Annotated in this window: 16 protein-coding genes; 6 read left to right on the forward strand and 10 right to left on the reverse strand. The window is 71.2% G+C overall.

Annotated elements, in window-relative coordinates; translation table 11 throughout:
• Positions 1-23: 23 nt before the first annotated feature.
• Complete coding sequence (locus IF64_RS0118640; protein WP_030533429.1) at positions 24-1,184, forward strand: steroid 3-ketoacyl-CoA thiolase; 1,161 nt, start codon at positions 24-26, stop codon at positions 1,182-1,184.
• 18 nt (positions 1,185-1,202) lie between these two features.
• On the opposite strand, the gene IF64_RS0118645 is transcribed toward IF64_RS0118640, so the two are convergent.
• The 5 genes from IF64_RS0118645 to hsaA all read right to left on the reverse strand — a co-directional run bounded on the left by IF64_RS0118645 (position 1,203) and on the right by hsaA (position 5,570).
• Positions 1,203-1,943, reverse strand: coding sequence for an SDR family oxidoreductase (locus IF64_RS0118645; RefSeq protein ID WP_030533430.1), 741 nt, complete (start codon positions 1,941-1,943; stop codon positions 1,203-1,205).
• A 131-nt stretch (positions 1,944-2,074) separates the two neighbouring features.
• Complete coding sequence (gene hsaB, locus IF64_RS0118650; protein WP_030533431.1) at positions 2,075-2,626, reverse strand: 3-hydroxy-9,10-secoandrosta-1,3,5(10)-triene-9,17-dione monooxygenase reductase subunit; 552 nt, start codon at positions 2,624-2,626, stop codon at positions 2,075-2,077.
• Positions 2,623-3,522: an iron-dependent extradiol dioxygenase HsaC gene (gene hsaC / locus IF64_RS0118655; RefSeq protein ID WP_030533432.1), complete on the reverse strand. Its 900-nt coding sequence runs from the start codon at positions 3,520-3,522 to the stop codon at positions 2,623-2,625. The genes hsaB and hsaC overlap by 4 nt, the downstream gene beginning before the upstream one ends.
• Positions 3,522-4,367, reverse strand: a complete 846-nt coding sequence (gene hsaD, locus IF64_RS0118660; protein ID WP_030533433.1) for a 4,5:9,10-diseco-3-hydroxy-5,9,17-trioxoandrosta-1(10),2-diene-4-oate hydrolase — start codon at positions 4,365-4,367, stop codon at positions 3,522-3,524. The genes hsaC and hsaD overlap by 1 nt, the downstream gene beginning before the upstream one ends.
• Positions 4,368-4,376: 9 nt before the next feature.
• Complete coding sequence (gene hsaA / locus IF64_RS0118665) at positions 4,377-5,570, reverse strand: 3-hydroxy-9,10-secoandrosta-1,3,5(10)-triene-9,17-dione monooxygenase oxygenase subunit (RefSeq protein ID WP_030533434.1); 1,194 nt, start codon at positions 5,568-5,570, stop codon at positions 4,377-4,379.
• 354 nt (positions 5,571-5,924) lie between these two features.
• On the opposite strand from hsaA, the gene IF64_RS0118670 reads away from it, so the two are divergent.
• Genes IF64_RS0118670 through IF64_RS0118685 form a run of 4 tightly spaced genes read left to right on the forward strand, consistent with a single transcriptional unit; the run spans position 5,925 to position 9,441 of the window.
• Positions 5,925-7,100, forward strand: a complete 1,176-nt coding sequence (locus IF64_RS0118670) for a 3-ketosteroid-9-alpha-monooxygenase, oxygenase component (RefSeq protein WP_030533435.1) — start codon at positions 5,925-5,927, stop codon at positions 7,098-7,100.
• A gap of 1 nt (position 7,101) precedes the next feature.
• Positions 7,102-7,452, forward strand: coding sequence for a hypothetical protein (locus IF64_RS0118675; RefSeq protein ID WP_425468425.1), 351 nt, complete (start codon positions 7,102-7,104; stop codon positions 7,450-7,452).
• Entirely contained in the window at positions 7,445-8,569 is a 1,125-nt protein-coding gene (locus IF64_RS0118680; RefSeq protein ID WP_036877140.1) for a ferredoxin--NADP reductase, read from the forward strand. Before IF64_RS0118675 ends, IF64_RS0118680 begins: the two co-directional genes overlap by 8 nt.
• 11 nt (positions 8,570-8,580) lie before the next feature.
• Positions 8,581-9,441, forward strand: coding sequence for a MaoC/PaaZ C-terminal domain-containing protein (locus tag IF64_RS0118685; protein WP_030533438.1), 861 nt, complete (start codon positions 8,581-8,583; stop codon positions 9,439-9,441).
• Positions 9,442-9,480: 39 nt separating this feature from the next.
• Here the strand turns inward: IF64_RS0118685 and IF64_RS0118690 are convergent, their stop codons facing one another.
• Genes IF64_RS0118690 through IF64_RS0118710 form a run of 5 tightly spaced genes read right to left on the reverse strand, consistent with a single transcriptional unit; the run spans position 9,481 to position 14,429 of the window.
• Positions 9,481-10,653: a lipid-transfer protein gene (locus tag IF64_RS0118690; RefSeq protein ID WP_030533439.1), complete on the reverse strand. Its 1,173-nt coding sequence runs from the start codon at positions 10,651-10,653 to the stop codon at positions 9,481-9,483.
• Complete coding sequence (locus IF64_RS0118695; RefSeq protein WP_030533440.1) at positions 10,650-11,039, reverse strand: MaoC family dehydratase; 390 nt, start codon at positions 11,037-11,039, stop codon at positions 10,650-10,652. Before IF64_RS0118695 ends, IF64_RS0118690 begins: the two co-directional genes overlap by 4 nt.
• Positions 11,036-12,067, reverse strand: coding sequence for a bifunctional MaoC family dehydratase N-terminal/OB-fold nucleic acid binding domain-containing protein (locus IF64_RS0118700; RefSeq protein WP_084705956.1), 1,032 nt, complete (start codon positions 12,065-12,067; stop codon positions 11,036-11,038). Before IF64_RS0118700 ends, IF64_RS0118695 begins: the two co-directional genes overlap by 4 nt.
• On the reverse strand, positions 12,064-13,227 hold the full coding sequence (locus IF64_RS0118705) for an acyl-CoA dehydrogenase family protein (RefSeq protein ID WP_030533442.1): 1,164 nt from the start codon (positions 13,225-13,227) through the stop codon (positions 12,064-12,066). The genes IF64_RS0118700 and IF64_RS0118705 overlap by 4 nt, the downstream gene beginning before the upstream one ends.
• Complete coding sequence (locus IF64_RS0118710; protein ID WP_030533443.1) at positions 13,227-14,429, reverse strand: acyl-CoA dehydrogenase family protein; 1,203 nt, start codon at positions 14,427-14,429, stop codon at positions 13,227-13,229. The genes IF64_RS0118705 and IF64_RS0118710 overlap by 1 nt, the downstream gene beginning before the upstream one ends.
• A 170-nt stretch (positions 14,430-14,599) precedes the next feature.
• Here IF64_RS0118710 and IF64_RS0118715 point away from each other — a divergent pair, with 170 nt between their 5' ends.
• Entirely contained in the window at positions 14,600-15,802 is a 1,203-nt protein-coding gene (locus IF64_RS0118715; protein WP_030533444.1) for an alpha/beta hydrolase, read from the forward strand.
• Positions 15,803-15,919 lie beyond the last annotated feature (117 nt).

Consider the following 15,919-nt stretch of genomic DNA (forward strand, 5'->3'; position numbering starts at 1 on the left):
GTGCCGACCCGAAGGAGCGCGACGTGGGCGATCCGGTCATCGTGGAAGCCGTCCGAACCCCGATCGGCAAACGCGGCGGCATGCTGGCCGGTGTGCACGCCGCCGAACTGCTCGGTGCGGCGCAGACGGCGGTGATCGCACGCGCCGGCATCGACCCGGAACTGGTCGAGCAGGCCGTCGGCGGCACCGTGACCCAGTTCGGCGAGCAGGCGGGCAACCTCACCCGTACGGCGTGGCTGCACGCCGGCCTGCCCGAGCAGTGCGGCGCGACGACGATCGACGCGCAGTGCGGCTCGGCCCAGCAGGCGGCGCATCTGGTCGCGGGCCTCATCGCGACGGGGGCGATCGACGTCGGCATCGCCTGCGGCGTCGAGGCGATGAGCCGCGTGGCCCTCGGCGCCAACGTCGGCGACGCTGGAAACCGCCGGCCCGCCTCCTGGGCGATCGACATGCCGGACCAGTACGGCGCCGCCGAACGTATCGCCCGCAGGCGTGGTCTGACCCGCGAGGAGGTCGACGCCTTCGGCCTCGCCTCCCAGCAGAAGGCCGCGGCAGCGTGGGCAGCAGGTCGTTTCGACCGGGAGACGACACCGGTGAAGGCGCCGGTCCTCGGCGACGACGGCGTCCCGACCGGACAGCACCATCTCGTCGAACGCGATCAGGGGCTCCGCGAGACGAGCCTCGAGGCCCTGGCACGCCTCACCCCGGTGATGCCCGGCGGACTCCACACCGCGGGCACGTCGTCCCAGATCTCCGATGGCTCGTCCGCACTGCTGCTCATGGACGCCGCCCGCGCCCGCGCACTGGGTCTGCGTCCCCGCGCGCGCATCCGGGCACAGGCCCTCGTGGGCGCCGAGCCGTACTACCACCTCGACGGGCCGATCCACGCCACCGAGCGGGTGCTCGAGCGTGCGGGCATGACCATCGGCGACCCGGACCTGTTCGAGATCAACGAGGCGTTCGCCTCGGTGGTCCTGTCGTGGCAACAGGTCCACCGGCCGGATCCCGACCGCGTCAACGTCAACGGCGGTGCCATCGCGCTCGGTCACCCGGTCGGCAACACCGGCACCCGGCTGCTCACCACGGCGCTGCACGAGCTCGAACGCCGGGACGGGGAGACCGCACTGGTGAGCATGTGCGCGGGCGGCGCGTTGTCGACGGCCACGATCCTCGAACGGCTGTGAGCCGTCCGCGGCCGAGCGTCAGCCGCGGCCGATGAACGGCATGCCGTTGGCCATGATCGTCACGAACGGGATGTTGGCCGAGAGCGGCAGGTCGACCATCGTCATCACGGCGTCGGCCACGTGCGCCGCGTCGAACGTCGGCTCCGGCTTGAGACTGCCGTCGGCCTGTGGCATTCCGACGTCGGAGAACCCGCTGGTCAGCTCGGTGGCGGCGTTGCCGATGTCAATCTGGCCGCACGCGATGTCGTGGGCCCGCCCGTCGAGTGCGATCGACTTGGTCAGCCCCGTCAGCGCGTGTTTCGTGGCGGCGTAGGCGACGGTCTCCGGCCGCGGCGTCTGCGCCGAGACCGAGCCGTTGTTGATGATGCGCCCACCGCGCGGATCCTGTTCCTTCATCAGGCGCACGGCCTGCTGGGCGCACAGGAACATGCCGGTCAGGTTCACGTCGACGACGGCCTGCCAGTCCTCCACCGAGAGCGTGTCGACCGAGCCCCTGGTGCCGGTCGCGCCCGCGTTGTTGAACAGCACGTCCACGCGGCCCCACGTCTCGCGCACGGTGGTGAACAACGCCTGCACGGAGTCGGGCGAGGTCACGTCGGTCGGCACGATGAGCGCCTCCGCGTGGCCGTCGGCCGCCTCCCGCAACCGCTCCTCCCGTCGACCCGCCAGCGCCACGCGGTGGCCGGCCCCGAGCAGAGCGCGCGCGACCTGCCTGCCGATTCCCGTTCCTGCACCCGTCACCACGGCAACCTTCGTCATGGGTGCAGACTATCCGGCCACCCGCGGCGCCAGGGCTCGGCAGGGCGCCACGGCAGGGCGTCACGGCACGGCAGAGCAGGCAACGCCGGCACGGCACCGCGGAACACCGCAGAGCCTCCTCGGCGGGCCGGTCAGAACCAGTCGTCCGGCCGCGGCCAGCTGAGCAGCCCGTCGGCCGGTTCCGGTTCGGTGACGGCGTACCGGCCGCGGTAGAACAGCAGCGGACGGTCACCGGAGGCACCGCCGAGCGCGCCGACCCGGCCGATCACCACGTAGTGGTCCCCCGCCTCGTGCACCGTCTCGACGGAGCAGTCCACCCAGGTCAGCGCGCCGTCGAGCAACGGCGATCCTCCGGGGCCGGCGTGCCAGGACACCGCGCCGAACTTGTCCCCTCCGCGCGAGCCGAACGCCACGCTCACGTCCCGTTGGTCGCCGGCGAGCACGTTCACGGCGAACCGGCCCACCCGCTCGATCACGGGCCACGTCCGGGAGGACATCGCCGGGCAGAACAGCACCAACGGCGGATCCAGGGACAGGGCGGCGAACGACTGGCACGCGAAGCCGACCGGTTCGCCGTCCTCGCACGCGGTGACCACCGCGACACCGGTGCAGAAGTGCCCCAGGACCGATCGGAACCGGCCGGCCACGTCCTCCTCGGTCGCGGTACCGCTGCCCGGGCTCATGACATCCCGACCGAGAAGTCGTGTCCCCACAGACTCACGGCGGTGCTCTCCCTGGCGATCCACGTCTCGTCGTCGACCTGGCGGCCCTCACAGCCGAACTCCACGTCGAACCCGCCCGGCGTCTTCATGTAGAACGACAGCATCAGGTCGTTGACGTGCCGGCCGAGTGTCGCCGACATCGGCACCTTCCTGCGCAGCGCGCGGTCGAGGCACAGGCCGACGTCGTCGGTGCTGCCCACCTCCACCATCAGGTGCACGATGCCGCTCGGTGTCGGCATCGGCAGGAACGCCAGGCTGTGGTGCCGCGGATTGCACCCGAAGAACCGCAGCCAGGCGGGTTCGCCGTCGGCGGGCCTGCCCACCACCTCCGGGGGCATGCGCATCGAATCCCGCAGTCGGAACCCCAGCACGTCGCGGTAGAACGCGAGCGCGGCCGCGTCGTCGTGAGTGGACAGCACCACGTGTCCCAGCCCCTGTTCACCGGTGACGAACCGGTGCCCGTACGGGCTCACCACCCGGCGATGCTGCAACGCGATGCCGTGGAAGGCCTCCAGGGTGTTGCCCGAGGGATCGGTGAACTCGATGAGCTCGTCGACCCCACGGTCGGCCTTCTGCTCCGCGGTGCCCTCCTTGAACGGCACCCCGTGCGCGGACAGAGCGGCGCGGACCTCGTCGAGTTCGGCGGCGTTGGCGGTCTCCCAGCCGACGGTCGCGAGCCGGTCGGACTCCCCCGGCACGATCACCAGTCGTGCCGGGAAGTCGTCCATCCGCAGGTACAACGCGTCCGGATCGGACCCCTGGCCCTCGACCATGCCGAGCACCTTGAGTCCGTACTCGCGCCAGGCGGCCATGTCCGTGGCCTCGATCCGCAGATATGCCAGTGAACGGATGCCCATCACGTGTCCTTGAGGAAGTCGGTGGTGATCCGGTTGAACTCGTCGAAACACTCCAGCTGGGCCCAGTGCCCGCAGCGGCCGAACACGTGCAGCTGCGCGCGCGGGATCGTCTTCAGAGCCACCAGCGCGCCGTCGAGCGGGTTGACCCGGTCCTCCCTGCCCCAGACGAGCAGCACGCGCTGGCGCAGCCGGTGGGCCTCGCGCCACAACATGCCCTTCTCGTAGTCCTCACCCGCGAACGAGGCACCCATCGCGCCCATCGCCGCGAGCGACTCCGGGGTGTTCGCGGCGGCGAACCGTTCCTCGACCAACGCGTCGGTGACGAGCGACTGGTCGTACACCATCACGCGGAGGAACTCCTCGAGCTTCTCCTTGCTCGGCCCCGGCGGCGCGGCGAACCGGGCGAGGTTCTTGACGCCTTCGGTCGGGTCGGGCGCGAACAGGTTCACGCTCAGCCCGCCGGGGCCCATGAGCACGAGCCTGCCCGCGCGGTCGGGATGGTCCAGCGCCAGGCGCACCGCCGTTCCGCCGCCCAGTGAGTTGCCGATCAGGTGCGCCTTCTCGATCCCGAGTGCGTCCATCAGGCCGACGACGGCCGCGGAGCTGTGCACGAAGTACTGCGGATGCTCGGTCGGCTTGTCCGAGCGCCCGAAGCCGGGCTGGTCGACGGCGATGGTGCGGAACGTCTTCGCCAGTTCCGGGATGTTGCGGGAGAAGTTGCTCCACGCCGATGCCCCGGGTCCACCGCCGTGCAGCAGGATCGCCGTGTCGGCGTGTTCCGTGCCCGCCTCGTGGTAGTGCAGCCGCAGACCGTCCGCGGTCGTGACGTACGAACCCTCGCTCATTCCGGCCTCCTAGACCATCGCGTTCTCGACGGGCAGGCCGAACGCCCCGGTGCCGAACATCGTGTACGCCCGTTCGGGATCGTTCGCCGCGTGCACCCGGCCCGCGTGCGCATCCCGCCAGAACCGCTGGATCGGGGTGCCCGCCTGCAACGCCCGTCCGCCCGAGTTCTCGAAGAGCCGGTCGATCGCCGCGATGGCCCGTTCGCTGCCGCGAACCTGGTCGCGCCGCACCCGCAGCCGGAGCTCGAACGGCAGCTTCTCGCCGCGGCACGCCAGCTGGTAGAGCTCGTCGATGTTGTGGGTCAGCTGCAGCCACGCGGCGTCGATCTCGCTCGCGGCCTCGGCGATCCGCACCTTGGCGAACGGGTCCTCGTGCGACTTCTCCCCCGCGTACGAGGCCCGCACCCGCCGGCGCTGGTGTTCGACGTGTGCGTCGTAGGCGCCCTGGGCCATACCGATGATCGGAGCGGTGATCGTGCTCGGATGCACGGATCCGTACGGCAGGCGGTAGAGCGGCCCGGTGTTCACCCGCTGGCCCGGAGTGTCGAGTTTGGACGTCAGCATGAAGCTCAGCGTGCGATGTCTCGGCACGAACACGTCGTCCACCGCGATGTCGTTGCTGCCCGTGCCCCGCAGTCCCACGGTGTCCCACACGTCGTCGACGGTGTAGTCGGCCGCGGGCAGCAGGTAGGTGCAGAAGTCCACCGGGTTGCCCTGCGCGTCGAACGCGGGTGCGCCGAGCAGGACCCAGGTCGCGTGGCCGCAACCGGACGAGAAGCTCCATCGGCCGCTGAGCCGGTATCCGCCGTCGACGACGTCCGCACGGCCCATGGGCGCGTACGACGAGGACACCAGCGTGTCGATCCCGTCGCTGCCGGGACCACCTCCCCACACGTCCTCCTGCGCCTGACGTTCGAACAGCCCCAGGTGCCACGGGTGCACGCCGAGAATCGAGGCGACCCACCCGGTGGAGCCGCAGGCGCTCGCGATGAGCCTCACCGCGGTGTAGAAGGTCACCGGATCGGCCTCGTAACCGCCGAAGAGGCGCGGTTGCAGCAGTTTGAAGAAACCCGTCTCCTGCAGGGCCTTGATCGACTCGTCGGGGATCCTGCGCGCGTCCTCGGCGTCCTGCGCACGCTCCCGGAGGACGGGCAGCAACTCCTCGATCCCGGCGATCACCGCGTGCGTGCCCTGCTCGCTCATACCTGCCCCGTTCCTTCTCCGCCGGGCCGCGATCCGGACCCGTCGCTCCCTATACCTGCCCGAGATTAGAACACGTTCTTGTTTTTGTCACGCCGAGGCCACTCGACCAGGACGTCGAGGAGCTACGACGACCGGGTACCCACGAGAACAGAGTTCACCGGCACGCGGAGGCCCGGAACACGGCCAGCGGGTTCCCACGAGGGCTCGGACGGTAGAACTGGAACACGTTCTCGTCTATGGTGTGCGGAGTCGACCGTTGTCAACCACGACACACATGGAACCTGTTACAGGACGCGGGTTCCCGGGCACGGATGGGTTCACGGGCACAGTCGCCCGGGGAACTGGAGGTTCGTCATGACGCAGGCAGGCTCGGTCCGCACGATCGACGTCGGCGCTCCCCCGGAACGGTTCGCCCGCGGGTGGCACTGCCTCGGCCTCGTGGAGCACTTCACCGACGGCAAGCCGCACGCGGTCCACGCGTTCGGTACCAAACTCGTGGTGTTCCGCAGCGCCGACGGCGCGCTGAACGTGCTCGACGGCTACTGCCGCCACATGGGAGGAGACCTCACCCAGGGCGAGGTCAAGGGCGACGAGATCGCCTGCCCGTTCCACGACTGGCGGTGGAACGGCTCCGGCAAGTGCACGTCGATCCCCTACGCCAAGCGCGTCCCCCTCCGCGCCCGCACGCGCGCGTGGCGCACGCTCCAGGAGAACGGACAACTGTTCGTCTGGCACGACCCGGAGGGCAACCCACCTCCCGACGAGGTCACGATCCCCCGGATCGAGGGCATCTTCTCCGGTGAGTGGAGCAACTGGACGTGGGACTCGGTCACGATCGAGGGGGCCAACTGCCGGGAGATCGTCGACAACGTCGTGGACATGGCCCACTTCTTCTACATCCACTACGGCATCCCGACGTACTTCAAGAACGTGTTCGAAGGGCACATCGCCTCGCAGTACCTCAACAGCAAGGGCCGCGCCGACATGGGCATGTCGTCCAACTACGGCGGCGAGGACAACCTGCTCGAATCCGAGGCCTCCTACTACGGCCCGGCGTACATGATCAACACGCTGCACAACGACTACAAGGGCATCAAGATCGACACGGTGCTGATCAACTGTCACTACCCCGTGAGCCCCACGTCGTTCGTGCTGCAGTGGGGCGTGGCGGTCCGCAAACCTCCGGGCATCAGCGACGACCAGGCCGACGGGATCGCCCGCAAGTTCGCCGAGGGCGTCGGGGTCGGCTTCCTGCAGGACGTCGAGATCTGGAAGAACAAGACCCGCATCGACAACCCGCTGCTGTGCGAGGAGGACGGGCCCGTGTACCAGCTCCGCCGCTGGTACGAGCAGTTCTACGTCGACGTCGCCGACATCGAGGAGGACATGACCCGGCGGTTCGAGTTCGAGGTCGACGTCACGCGGGCCAACGAGGTGTGGGAACGCGAGGTCGCCGAGAACGTCGCCCGTCAGCAACGGGAGGCCGCCGAACGATCCGCCGGGGCCGACACGGTGAGCGGGGTCTCCTGAATTGGCCGCCGACACGACACCCACCGCACCGCACACGCCGCCGGCTGGTCCCACCGCGATCGGGCCCGCACCGGTCGAGCAGGTACGCGCCCAGACCCGCGCCGATCGCGAGGAGTTCCTCACCGGTGGACTGCTGCCCGTCGGGTGCCACACGTGCGCGACGACGGTGCTGGTGAAGAAGAACAGCCCGCAGCACACCAGCATCCAGTGGATCACCGACGCGGCCACGAGCTGCCCGGTGCTGGCCGATCAGGTCGCGTCGGGTGTCCCGCCCGCGCGCGCCGGCACGTGTCCGCACCTGCGCGAGAGCATCACCGCCGCGGAACGGGACGGTGCGTTCCGGTATGAGTGAGCCCGAGCTCGCCACCGGCGCCGGGGCGGTGCTGCGCCTGCGGGTGGCCGACGTCGTCGAGGAGACGGCCGAGGCGCGGTCGATCGTGTTCGACGCCGACCTGGACTACCGGCCGGGCCAGTTCCTCACGGTACGGGTGCCCGCTGCCGACGGTGGTGCCGTGGCGCGGTGCTACTCGCTGTCGAGTTCGCCGCTGAGCGGCGACCGTCCACAGGTGACGGTCAAACGCGACGGATACGCCTCCAACTGGTTGTGCGATCACGTCACGGCAGGCGACGAACTCGACGTGCTGGCCCCGAGCGGCGTGTTCACCCCCGCGGATCTGGACACCGACCTCGCCCTGTTCGCGGGTGGCAGCGGGATCACCCCGATCCTGTCGATCGCCACCTCGGTCCTCGACCACGGCACCGGCAGCGTGACGCTCGTCTACGCCAACCGGGACGAGGCCTCCGTGATCTTCGCCGCGCACCTGCGCGAGCTCGAGCAGGCCCACCCGGGCAGGTTCACGGTGGTGCACTGGCTGGAGAGCCTCCAGGGCCTGCCCACGGCCGAACGGCTCGTCCCGCTCGCCGAGCCCGTCGCCGACCGGGCCGCCTTCGTGTGCGGCCCCACGCCGTACATGCGGGCCGTGACCGATGCGCTCAAGGCCGCCGGCATGCCACGTTCGGCCATCCGCAAGGAGACCTTCGTGTCGCTGGGCGGTAATCCGTTCGACCACGCCGCCCCCGCGACTCCCGGTGCGGCCTCCGAGGACCCCGGCGACACCGAGGAGGCGACCGAGGCCACGGGCCCGACAGATTCCGGGCACGCCGGTGACTCCGCGGCGACCTCCGACCCGGGAGCGCCCGCATCCGTGACCGTCGACCTCGACGGCGCGACGACCACGCTGGCCTGGGCGCGGGGAGCCAAGCTGCTCGACGTGCTGCTCGACGCGGGCCTGGACGCGCCGTACTCCTGCCGGGAGGGCCAGTGCAGCGCGTGCGCGTGCCGGGTGACCGCCGGCGAGGTGAAGATGCTCGACAACGAGGTGCTCGACTCCGACGACATCGCCGAGGGGATCGTGCTGGCCTGCCAATCGCTGCCGCTCACCGACGACGTGTCCATCAGCTACGAGTGAGGGAGCCTCCGATGCCCATCGACCCCGACGTCGCGATCGGCGCCGACCTCGGTGAGTCGGCCTTCGCGTGGTCGGCCTCCGACGTGCTTCTCTACCACCTGGCGCTCGGCGCGGGTGCGGCGCCGACCGATCCACGGGAGCTGCGGTACGCGTGCGAGGACGACCTGCACGTCCTGCCGACCTTCGCCACCGTCGCGGCGACGATGCGCGCGAGCGAGCCGCCCACGGTGCGGTTTCCCGGAGTCGACATCGACCTGGCCAAGGTCGTGCACGGCACCCAGCGAATCGTGGCGCACCGGCCACTGCCCACGTCGGGCACGGCGACCGCGCGGACACGTATCGCCGACGTGCTGGACAAGGGCAAGGCGGCCGTGATCGTCCAGGAGACCGACGTCGTCGACGCGGCGGGCGATCCACTCTGGACCGCCACCTCCAGCATCTTCGCGCGCGGCGAGGGCGGTTTCGGCGGCCATCGCGGTGAGTCCCGCCGCGTACCGCCTCCCGAGCGCGAGCCCGACGACGTCACCGACGTGGCCACGCTGCCGCAGCAGGCACTGCTGTACCGCCTGTGCGGGGATCGCAACCCGCTCCACGCCGACCCCGAGTTCGCGCGTGCGGCCGGGTTCGACGCACCCATCCTGCACGGCCTGTGCACCTACGGCCTCGTCGCCAAGGCCGTCACGGACACCGCGCTGGAGGGCGACGTCGACCGCGTCGGCACGTGGTCGGCGACGTTCGCCGGCGTCGTGTTCCCCGGCGAGACGCTGCGCGTCCGGATCTGGCACGAGGCCGACGGGCTCGTCGTCACCGCGACCGCGCTCGATCGCGGCGAAGCCCCCGTGTTGTCCGACGCCGTGCTGGTGCCCCGCTGACGATCGCGCCGGCGATCTCGGCCCACCCGCCCGGGCGGGTCACGGGGCCGTGAGGATCAGCCCGCTCGTGGGCACCCCCGTGCCCGCGGTGACGAGCACGGTACGGGCATCGGCGACCTGATTGGCCGCCGTGCCGCGGATCTGGCGCACGGCCTCGGCGATACCGTTCATGCCGTGGATGTAGGCCTCCCCCAGTTGTCCGCCGTGCGGGTTCAGGGGCAGGTCACCGTCGAGGCCGATCCGGCCGTCGGCGACGAAGTCCTTCGCCTCGCCGCGCGCGCAGAAGCCGAGTTCCTCGAGCTGCATCAACACGTACGGGGTGAAGTGGTCGTACAGCACGGCGACGTCCACATCGGACGGAGTGCGGCCGGCGTCCCGCCACAGCTGCCTGCCCACCACTCCCATCTCCGGCAGTGCCGCGAGGTCCGCGCGGTAGTAGCTGGTCATGATGTACTGGTCCGGCCCGCTGCCCTGCGCGGCCGCCGCGACCACGACCGGCGTCCCCGGCAGGTCCCGCGCCCGCTCGGCGCTCGTGATCACGAGTGCCACGCCGCCGTCGCTCTCCTGGCAGCAGTCGAGCAGATGCAGCGGTTCGGCGACCCACCGGGAGGCCTGATGGTCGGCGAGCGTGATGGGCTTGCCGTGAAACCACGCGTGCGGGTTCGTCGCCGCGTGCGCCCGTGCGGCGACGGCGATCCGGCCGAAGTCCTCGCTCGTGGCCCCGTACTCGTGCAGGTACCGCTGCGCCACCATGGCCACGGTCGCCGCCGGGGTCGCCAGGCCTGCCGGATAGTGGTAGCCGTTGTCGACCCCGGACGTGTTGACCTGCTGCGCGGCGGCCGACGAGACCTGGCCGAACCGATGCCCCGACCGTTCGTTGAACGCCCGGTAGGCCACGACGACGTCGGCTGCACCGGTGGCCACGGCCATCGCCGCCTGCTGCACCGTGGCCGCGGCCGCACCTCCGCCGTAGTGGACGCGGCCGAAGAACGTCAGCTCGGGAATGCCCAGTTCCCTCGCCACGGCGATCTCGGCGTTGCCGTCCATGGTGAAGGTGACCAGTCCGTCCACGTCGGACGCGCTCAGGCCGGCATCGTCGAGGGCCCCGCGTACACATTCGACGGCCAGCCGCAGTTCGCTGCGGCCGGAGTCCTTCGAGAACTCGGTGGCACCGATCCCCGCGATCGCCGCCGCACCCGCGAGCGCGCTCATCGGCCCACCTCGATCCGTACCGTGCCCGACACGTGCTCGCCCAGACCGTCCACGGCCGACACCGCGACCGTGACCTCGCGCCCGTCGACCGCCTCGACCCGGCCGGTGAAGGTGAGCGTGTCGCCGGCGTAGCACGGCACACCGAGCCGGATGTCGATCGAGCGCACCAGGGTGTCGGGGCCCGCCCAGTCGGTGACGAACCGCTGGACCAGGCCCGTGTCGGTGAGGATGTTCACGAAGATGTCCCGCGATCCACGGGCCACCGCCGCGTCGCGGTCGTGGTGCACGTCCTGGAAGTCGCGGGTGGCCAGTGCCGAGGACACCACGAAGGTGGGTGTCGCCTCGACGGTCAGGGAGGGTAGCCGGGTGCCCACGGCGATGGTCATGGTCGCGGCCTCCACGCAGGCAGGGTCAGGTCCTTGTCGAGCCGGTCGAAGTACACCTCGACCTCCAGTCCGATATGGACGTCCGGCGGGCACGCGCCGTACAGCCGGCCCAGGACCCGCACGCCCTCGTCCAGCTCCACCAGCGCGACGACGAACGGCAGGTCCTGGCCCGGTACCGGCGGGTGGTGGTGGACGAGGTAGCTGTACACCGTGCCCGTCCCCGCCGCGACGACGTAGTCGGGTTCGGCGTCGAGATCGCCGTCCGGCGACATCGGTCCCGGCGGGTGCCGCAGCACCTCGCCCCACCGTTGGATCCGCAGCTCACCGGCGCGCAGGCCCTCCCAGAAGAACGCGTTGTCCCTGGTGACCACCGGACGCAGGACCGCGCTCCGGTCGCCGGCCGTGGCCGCCGGGCCGCCCCCGTCCGTCCCGGCGCCGGCGCCGTCCTCGGTTGTCCCGGCACCCGCGGGCCGGAACTTCAGCACGCGGAAGGTCATCTCGGCCACCGGCTCGGAACCGACCGACCACGTGGTCCGGGTGGTCACGAACCACCCTTCGCCCAGCGCCGTCCGTTTGGGCCCCACCACGTCCTCGAGGCGGGTGGAGGCGGCGACGTGTTCGCCGGGGCGCAGATACCGGTGGTAGGTCTGCGCCGAGTTGGTGGCCACCACCGACGTGTATCCGGCCGCGTCGAGCACCTCCATCATGCGGGCCAGCGGGTCGTCGGCGCCGCGGCTTCCGTGCAGGCCGCGCATGGTCCACACCTGCGCCATCGCGGGCGGAGCGACGAGTCCGCCGTGGACGGAGGCCTCCGCAGCCCGCGGGTCGGTGTACACGGGGTTGGCGTCCCCGATCGCCTCGACCCAGTTGTTCACCATGGCCTGGTTGACCGGATCGCGAGCCGGCTGCGGCGCCGACGGCCCTGCCGCCGCGATGGCCGCGGCGGCCTCCTCGATCGCGTGCCGGGACGGCGCACCGCTCGGCGGACCCGCGGCGGTGCTCCGGTCGGCCGTGTCGCCCGTGGTCATCGCGGCACCCTCGGCAGTCCCAGCCCGAACTGGGAGATCAGTTCCCGTTGGATCTCGTTCACCCCTCCGCCGAACGTCAGCACGATGTTGCGTTTCGTCAGCGTGTCGAGCCACGCGACCAGATCGGCGGTGTCCGGATCGGACGGATCGCCGTGTCTGCCGACGAGCTCCTCGAGCAGGCGGCCGACCCGTTGGTGCCGATCGGAGGTGAGGACCTTGGTCGCGGACGCATCGGCGACCGAGCCAGCCTCGGCCACGGCGACCTGCCAGTTGAGCAGTTCGTTCACGCGCACGAGCGCGTACACCTCGGCCAGGGCGCGGCGCACGTCCGGCAGGTCGACCAGGGCCGTCCCGTCGGGCGTGGTGCGCTCCGCGGCCCACGCCCGCACGCGGTCGTACAGACCGCCGATCCGGCCTGCCGGGCCCAGCATCACGCGTTCGTGGTTGAGCTGCGTGGTGATGAGCCGCCACCCGGCGTTCTCCTCGCCCACCAGCATCGATGCCGGCACCCGGACGTCGCTGTAGTAGGTGGCGTTGACGTGGTGCGCACCGTCGCAGGTGATGATCGGCGTCCAGGAGAAACCCGGATCGGTGGTGTCGACGATGAGGATGGAGATCCCCCGGTGCCGCGGGGCGTCGGGGTCGGTACGGACGGCCAACCAGATGTAGTCGGCGTCGTGCCCGCCCGTGGTGAAGATCTTCTGGCCGTTGACCACATAGGACTCGCCGTCGCGAATGGCCGTGGTCCGCAGCGCCGCCAGGTCGGTGCCCGCGTCCGGTTCGCTGTAGCCGATCGCGAAATGCACCTCGCCGGCGAGGATCGCCGGCAGGAACCGGCGCTTCTGTTCCTCGGTGCCGTATCGCTGCAGGGTCGGCCCGACGGTCTGCAGCGTCACCGACGGCAGTTGCACGTCGGCCCGCGCCGCCTCGTCGACGAAGATGTGCTGCTCGACCGGGCCGAACCCGCGGCCGCCGTACTCCTCCGGCCAGCCGACACCGAGCCAGCCGTCGCGGCCCATGCGCCGCACGATCTCCCGATAGGTCGGCCCGTGTCGCTCGCTGAGCAGGAGTTTCCGTTCGTCCGGCGTGATCAGCGCGGCGAAGTACTCGCGGAGTTCGGCCCGCAACCGACGTTGGCCGGCGGTGAGCGCGATGTCCATCAGACACCTCCCACGGGCGTGCCGACGCGGTCGAGACACAGCGCAGCACCACCGATGCCCCGCACGAGGTCTTTCACCAGCGATGAGTAGCGGTGCAGCGGATACGTCTCGTCGAGGCCGATCCCGCCGTGCAGGTGATGGCACGTGGCCAGTGCCGCGGGCGCCTCCTCGGCCAGCCAGTAGGCCGCGACCGCCAGGTCGTCGTCCACGGCGGGACCGGCCGGACCGGCAGGCTCGGCGGTGCCGGGCGCTCTGTCCGCGCCGGGAGGGGACGACGGCGCCGTGGCCAGCCGCCACACGGCCGCGTCCGCGGCCAGCCGCACCGTCCGGGACGCGATGTAGACGTCGGCGATCTGCTGGGCCACGGCTTGGAACGTCGCCAGGGGCCTGCCGAACTGTTCCCGCGTCGCCAGGTGCCGCGTCGTGAGCGCGAGCGCGCCCGCGAGCAGGCCGTCACCGAACGCCGCGGCGCCGGCGAGCGCGTACCGGTGGAGCATGTTCAGCATCGCACCGGCCCGCTCCCCCGAGACACCACCGAGACGGAGCGGGGTCTCGGCGCCCTCGAGTCGCACGACGGCCTCGGGCCCGCCCGCGGCGGTGTGCACCGGTGTCATGCGCACGCCCGGCCGAGTGGGATCGACGAGGAACACGCCGGTCTCGCCGCCGGGCAACGTGGCGGGCACGAGGATGCGCTCGGCGTCGGTGGCGAACGGGACGGCGGTCTTGACCCCGTCGAGCCGCCATCCCGAAGGCACCGGTGCGGCCGTCGTGGCCGGCCGCTCGGTCATCGGGGACGACGGTTCGTGCAGGGCCGCCGTCAGCAGCGCCTCGCCCGCCCCGACGGCCCGCAGCAGTGCGGTGAGACCGTCATCTTCGCGGCCGTCATCTTCGCGGCCGTTCCCGTCGCGGTCGGACCGGCTGTCGGACCCGCCGTCCGGACAGGCGGCCAACGTCGGAAGTCCCATGCCCAGCGTCGCCCACGCGGGCAGGCTCATCCCCGCGCGGCCCACCTCCCGCAGCACCGCGGCCACCTCGCACAGCCCCAGACCGTGCCCACCGGCGGGTTCCGGCACGCCGAGCGACAGCAGTCCCGTGTCGGACAACGCCCGCCACGCCCGGGCGGGATCGCCCGCGGTGCGGGACAGGACGTCCTCGGCCAGCTGTGCCGCCGTGCGCTGGGTCTCGTCCGGGGTGAAATCCACGCGACTCCTCACGTCCGACGACCGACTCTCTGCAACATGTTCTAGTTTGTTCCAGGGATCGGCGCCCTGGCAAGAGTTCGTGCGCGATCGGCTTCCGAGAACGCGTTACCCATCGACCGATCCGAACCGGCACCGGACAACCCGGACACGGCCGGGATTACGCTGCGGTCATGCACGCGTTCTTCCGCGCCCGCCGGGCTCTGCAGTTGGCCTTGACCACGCACGCCCGCCGCCCGTGGACCGGACACCGCGTCTCGGTCCCCGGGTTCGTCGCGGGTTGGCTGACCTCCGAGCTCGCCCCGCACCTGCTGGCGCTCACCGCCGCCGACACCGCGGCCCACGTCGCCCGCCATCGGCGCTCGAGCGACCTGCCGGGACTGGCCATGGCCGCGGCGTCGGCGGCAGGCTCGGCGGCGCTGATCGCGTCCGCGCAGCGGGCACGCGGCGTCGTCGACGACGCGCTCACCGCGGCCCTGGGCCCCGACGAACGGGAGCCGGACGCCGCCGGGCTCGCCACGCCGTGGGGACGGATCGTGAACCCGTTCAAGCTCGACACCGACGGAGTCCGGCGCGACCAGGACATCGCCTACGCGCAGGGTGGCCGCCGCTTCCTGCTCGACGTGTACCGGCCCGAGGAGGGCACCGAGAACGCGCCGGTCCTGCTGCAGATCCACGGCGGGGCCTGGATGACCGGGAGCAAGAACGAACAGGGCAGGCCGTTGATGCTGCACATGGCCCGGCGCGGCTGGGTGTGCGTGGCCATCAACTATCCGCTGGCTCCCGCCGCGCGCTGGCCCGCGCACATCGTGGCGGCCAAACGCGCGCTCGCGTGGATCCGCGAGAACATCGCCGCCTACGGAGGTGACCCGTCCTACGTGGTCACCACGGGCGGCTCCGCGGGCGGACACCTCGCCTCACTACTGGCGCTGACGCCCAACGATCCGGCTCTGCAGCCAGGATTCACCGGCGCGGACACGAGCGTGCAGGCGTGCGTACCGCACTACGGCGTCTACGACTTCGCGGCCACCAGCGGGTCCCGCGCGAGCGCGGCACGCATGCGCGGCATCCTCGCCCGGCACGTCATGGGCCCCGATCCCACCCACGACGACTACGTCGCGGCCTCGCCGCTGGACCGGATCACCGACGCCGCCCCGCCGTTCTTCGTCATCCACGGCGACCAGGACAGCCTCGTGCCCGTCCGCGAAGCACGCCGATTCGTCGAGGCGTTGCGCGCGACCAGCCACCGGACCGTGGCCTACGCCGAGATCCCCGGGGCCCAGCACGCGTTCGACATCTTCCCGTCGATCCGCAGCGCCCACGTGCTGCACGGCGTCGAACGGTTCCTCGACTGGGCCCACACCCACCGCGAGTGACGCGAGCCGCTGGGTCGTGTCTGATGATCCTCCGCCGTCGCGAGCGGGGATCAGCGTGGCCCCCTCGCAAGGCGGAGGGAAGCCCTCGTACCGGGTCGCGCTCGGGCTTTCCGACAA

It is taken from the genome of Prauserella rugosa, assembly GCF_000719975.1.
Classification (GTDB): domain Bacteria; phylum Actinomycetota; class Actinomycetes; order Mycobacteriales; family Pseudonocardiaceae; genus Prauserella; species Prauserella rugosa.

Coding starts and splice junctions, on each gene's coding strand:
- IF64_RS0118645 (WP_030533430.1), bottom strand. CDS start 1,943: ATGACGAAGGTTGCCGTGGTGACGGGTGCAGGAACGGGAATCGGCAGG.
- hsaB (WP_030533431.1), bottom strand. CDS start 2,626: ATGAGCCCGGGCAGCGGTACCGCGACCGAGGAGGACGTGGCCGGCCGG.
- hsaC (WP_030533432.1), bottom strand. CDS start 3,522: ATGGGCATCCGTTCACTGGCATATCTGCGGATCGAGGCCACGGACATG.
- hsaD (WP_030533433.1), bottom strand. CDS start 4,367: ATGAGCGAGGGTTCGTACGTCACGACCGCGGACGGTCTGCGGCTGCAC.
- hsaA (WP_030533434.1), bottom strand. CDS start 5,570: ATGAGCGAGCAGGGCACGCACGCGGTGATCGCCGGGATCGAGGAGTTG.
- IF64_RS0118670 (WP_030533435.1), top strand. CDS start 5,925: ATGACGCAGGCAGGCTCGGTCCGCACGATCGACGTCGGCGCTCCCCCG.
- IF64_RS0118680 (WP_036877140.1), top strand. CDS start 7,445: ATGAGTGAGCCCGAGCTCGCCACCGGCGCCGGGGCGGTGCTGCGCCTG.
- IF64_RS0118685 (WP_030533438.1), top strand. CDS start 8,581: ATGCCCATCGACCCCGACGTCGCGATCGGCGCCGACCTCGGTGAGTCG.
- IF64_RS0118690 (WP_030533439.1), bottom strand. CDS start 10,653: ATGAGCGCGCTCGCGGGTGCGGCGGCGATCGCGGGGATCGGTGCCACC.
- IF64_RS0118695 (WP_030533440.1), bottom strand. CDS start 11,039: ATGACCATCGCCGTGGGCACCCGGCTACCCTCCCTGACCGTCGAGGCG.
- IF64_RS0118700 (WP_084705956.1), bottom strand. CDS start 12,067: ATGACCACGGGCGACACGGCCGACCGGAGCACCGCCGCGGGTCCGCCG.
- IF64_RS0118705 (WP_030533442.1), bottom strand. CDS start 13,227: ATGGACATCGCGCTCACCGCCGGCCAACGTCGGTTGCGGGCCGAACTC.
- IF64_RS0118715 (WP_030533444.1), top strand. CDS start 14,600: ATGCACGCGTTCTTCCGCGCCCGCCGGGCTCTGCAGTTGGCCTTGACC.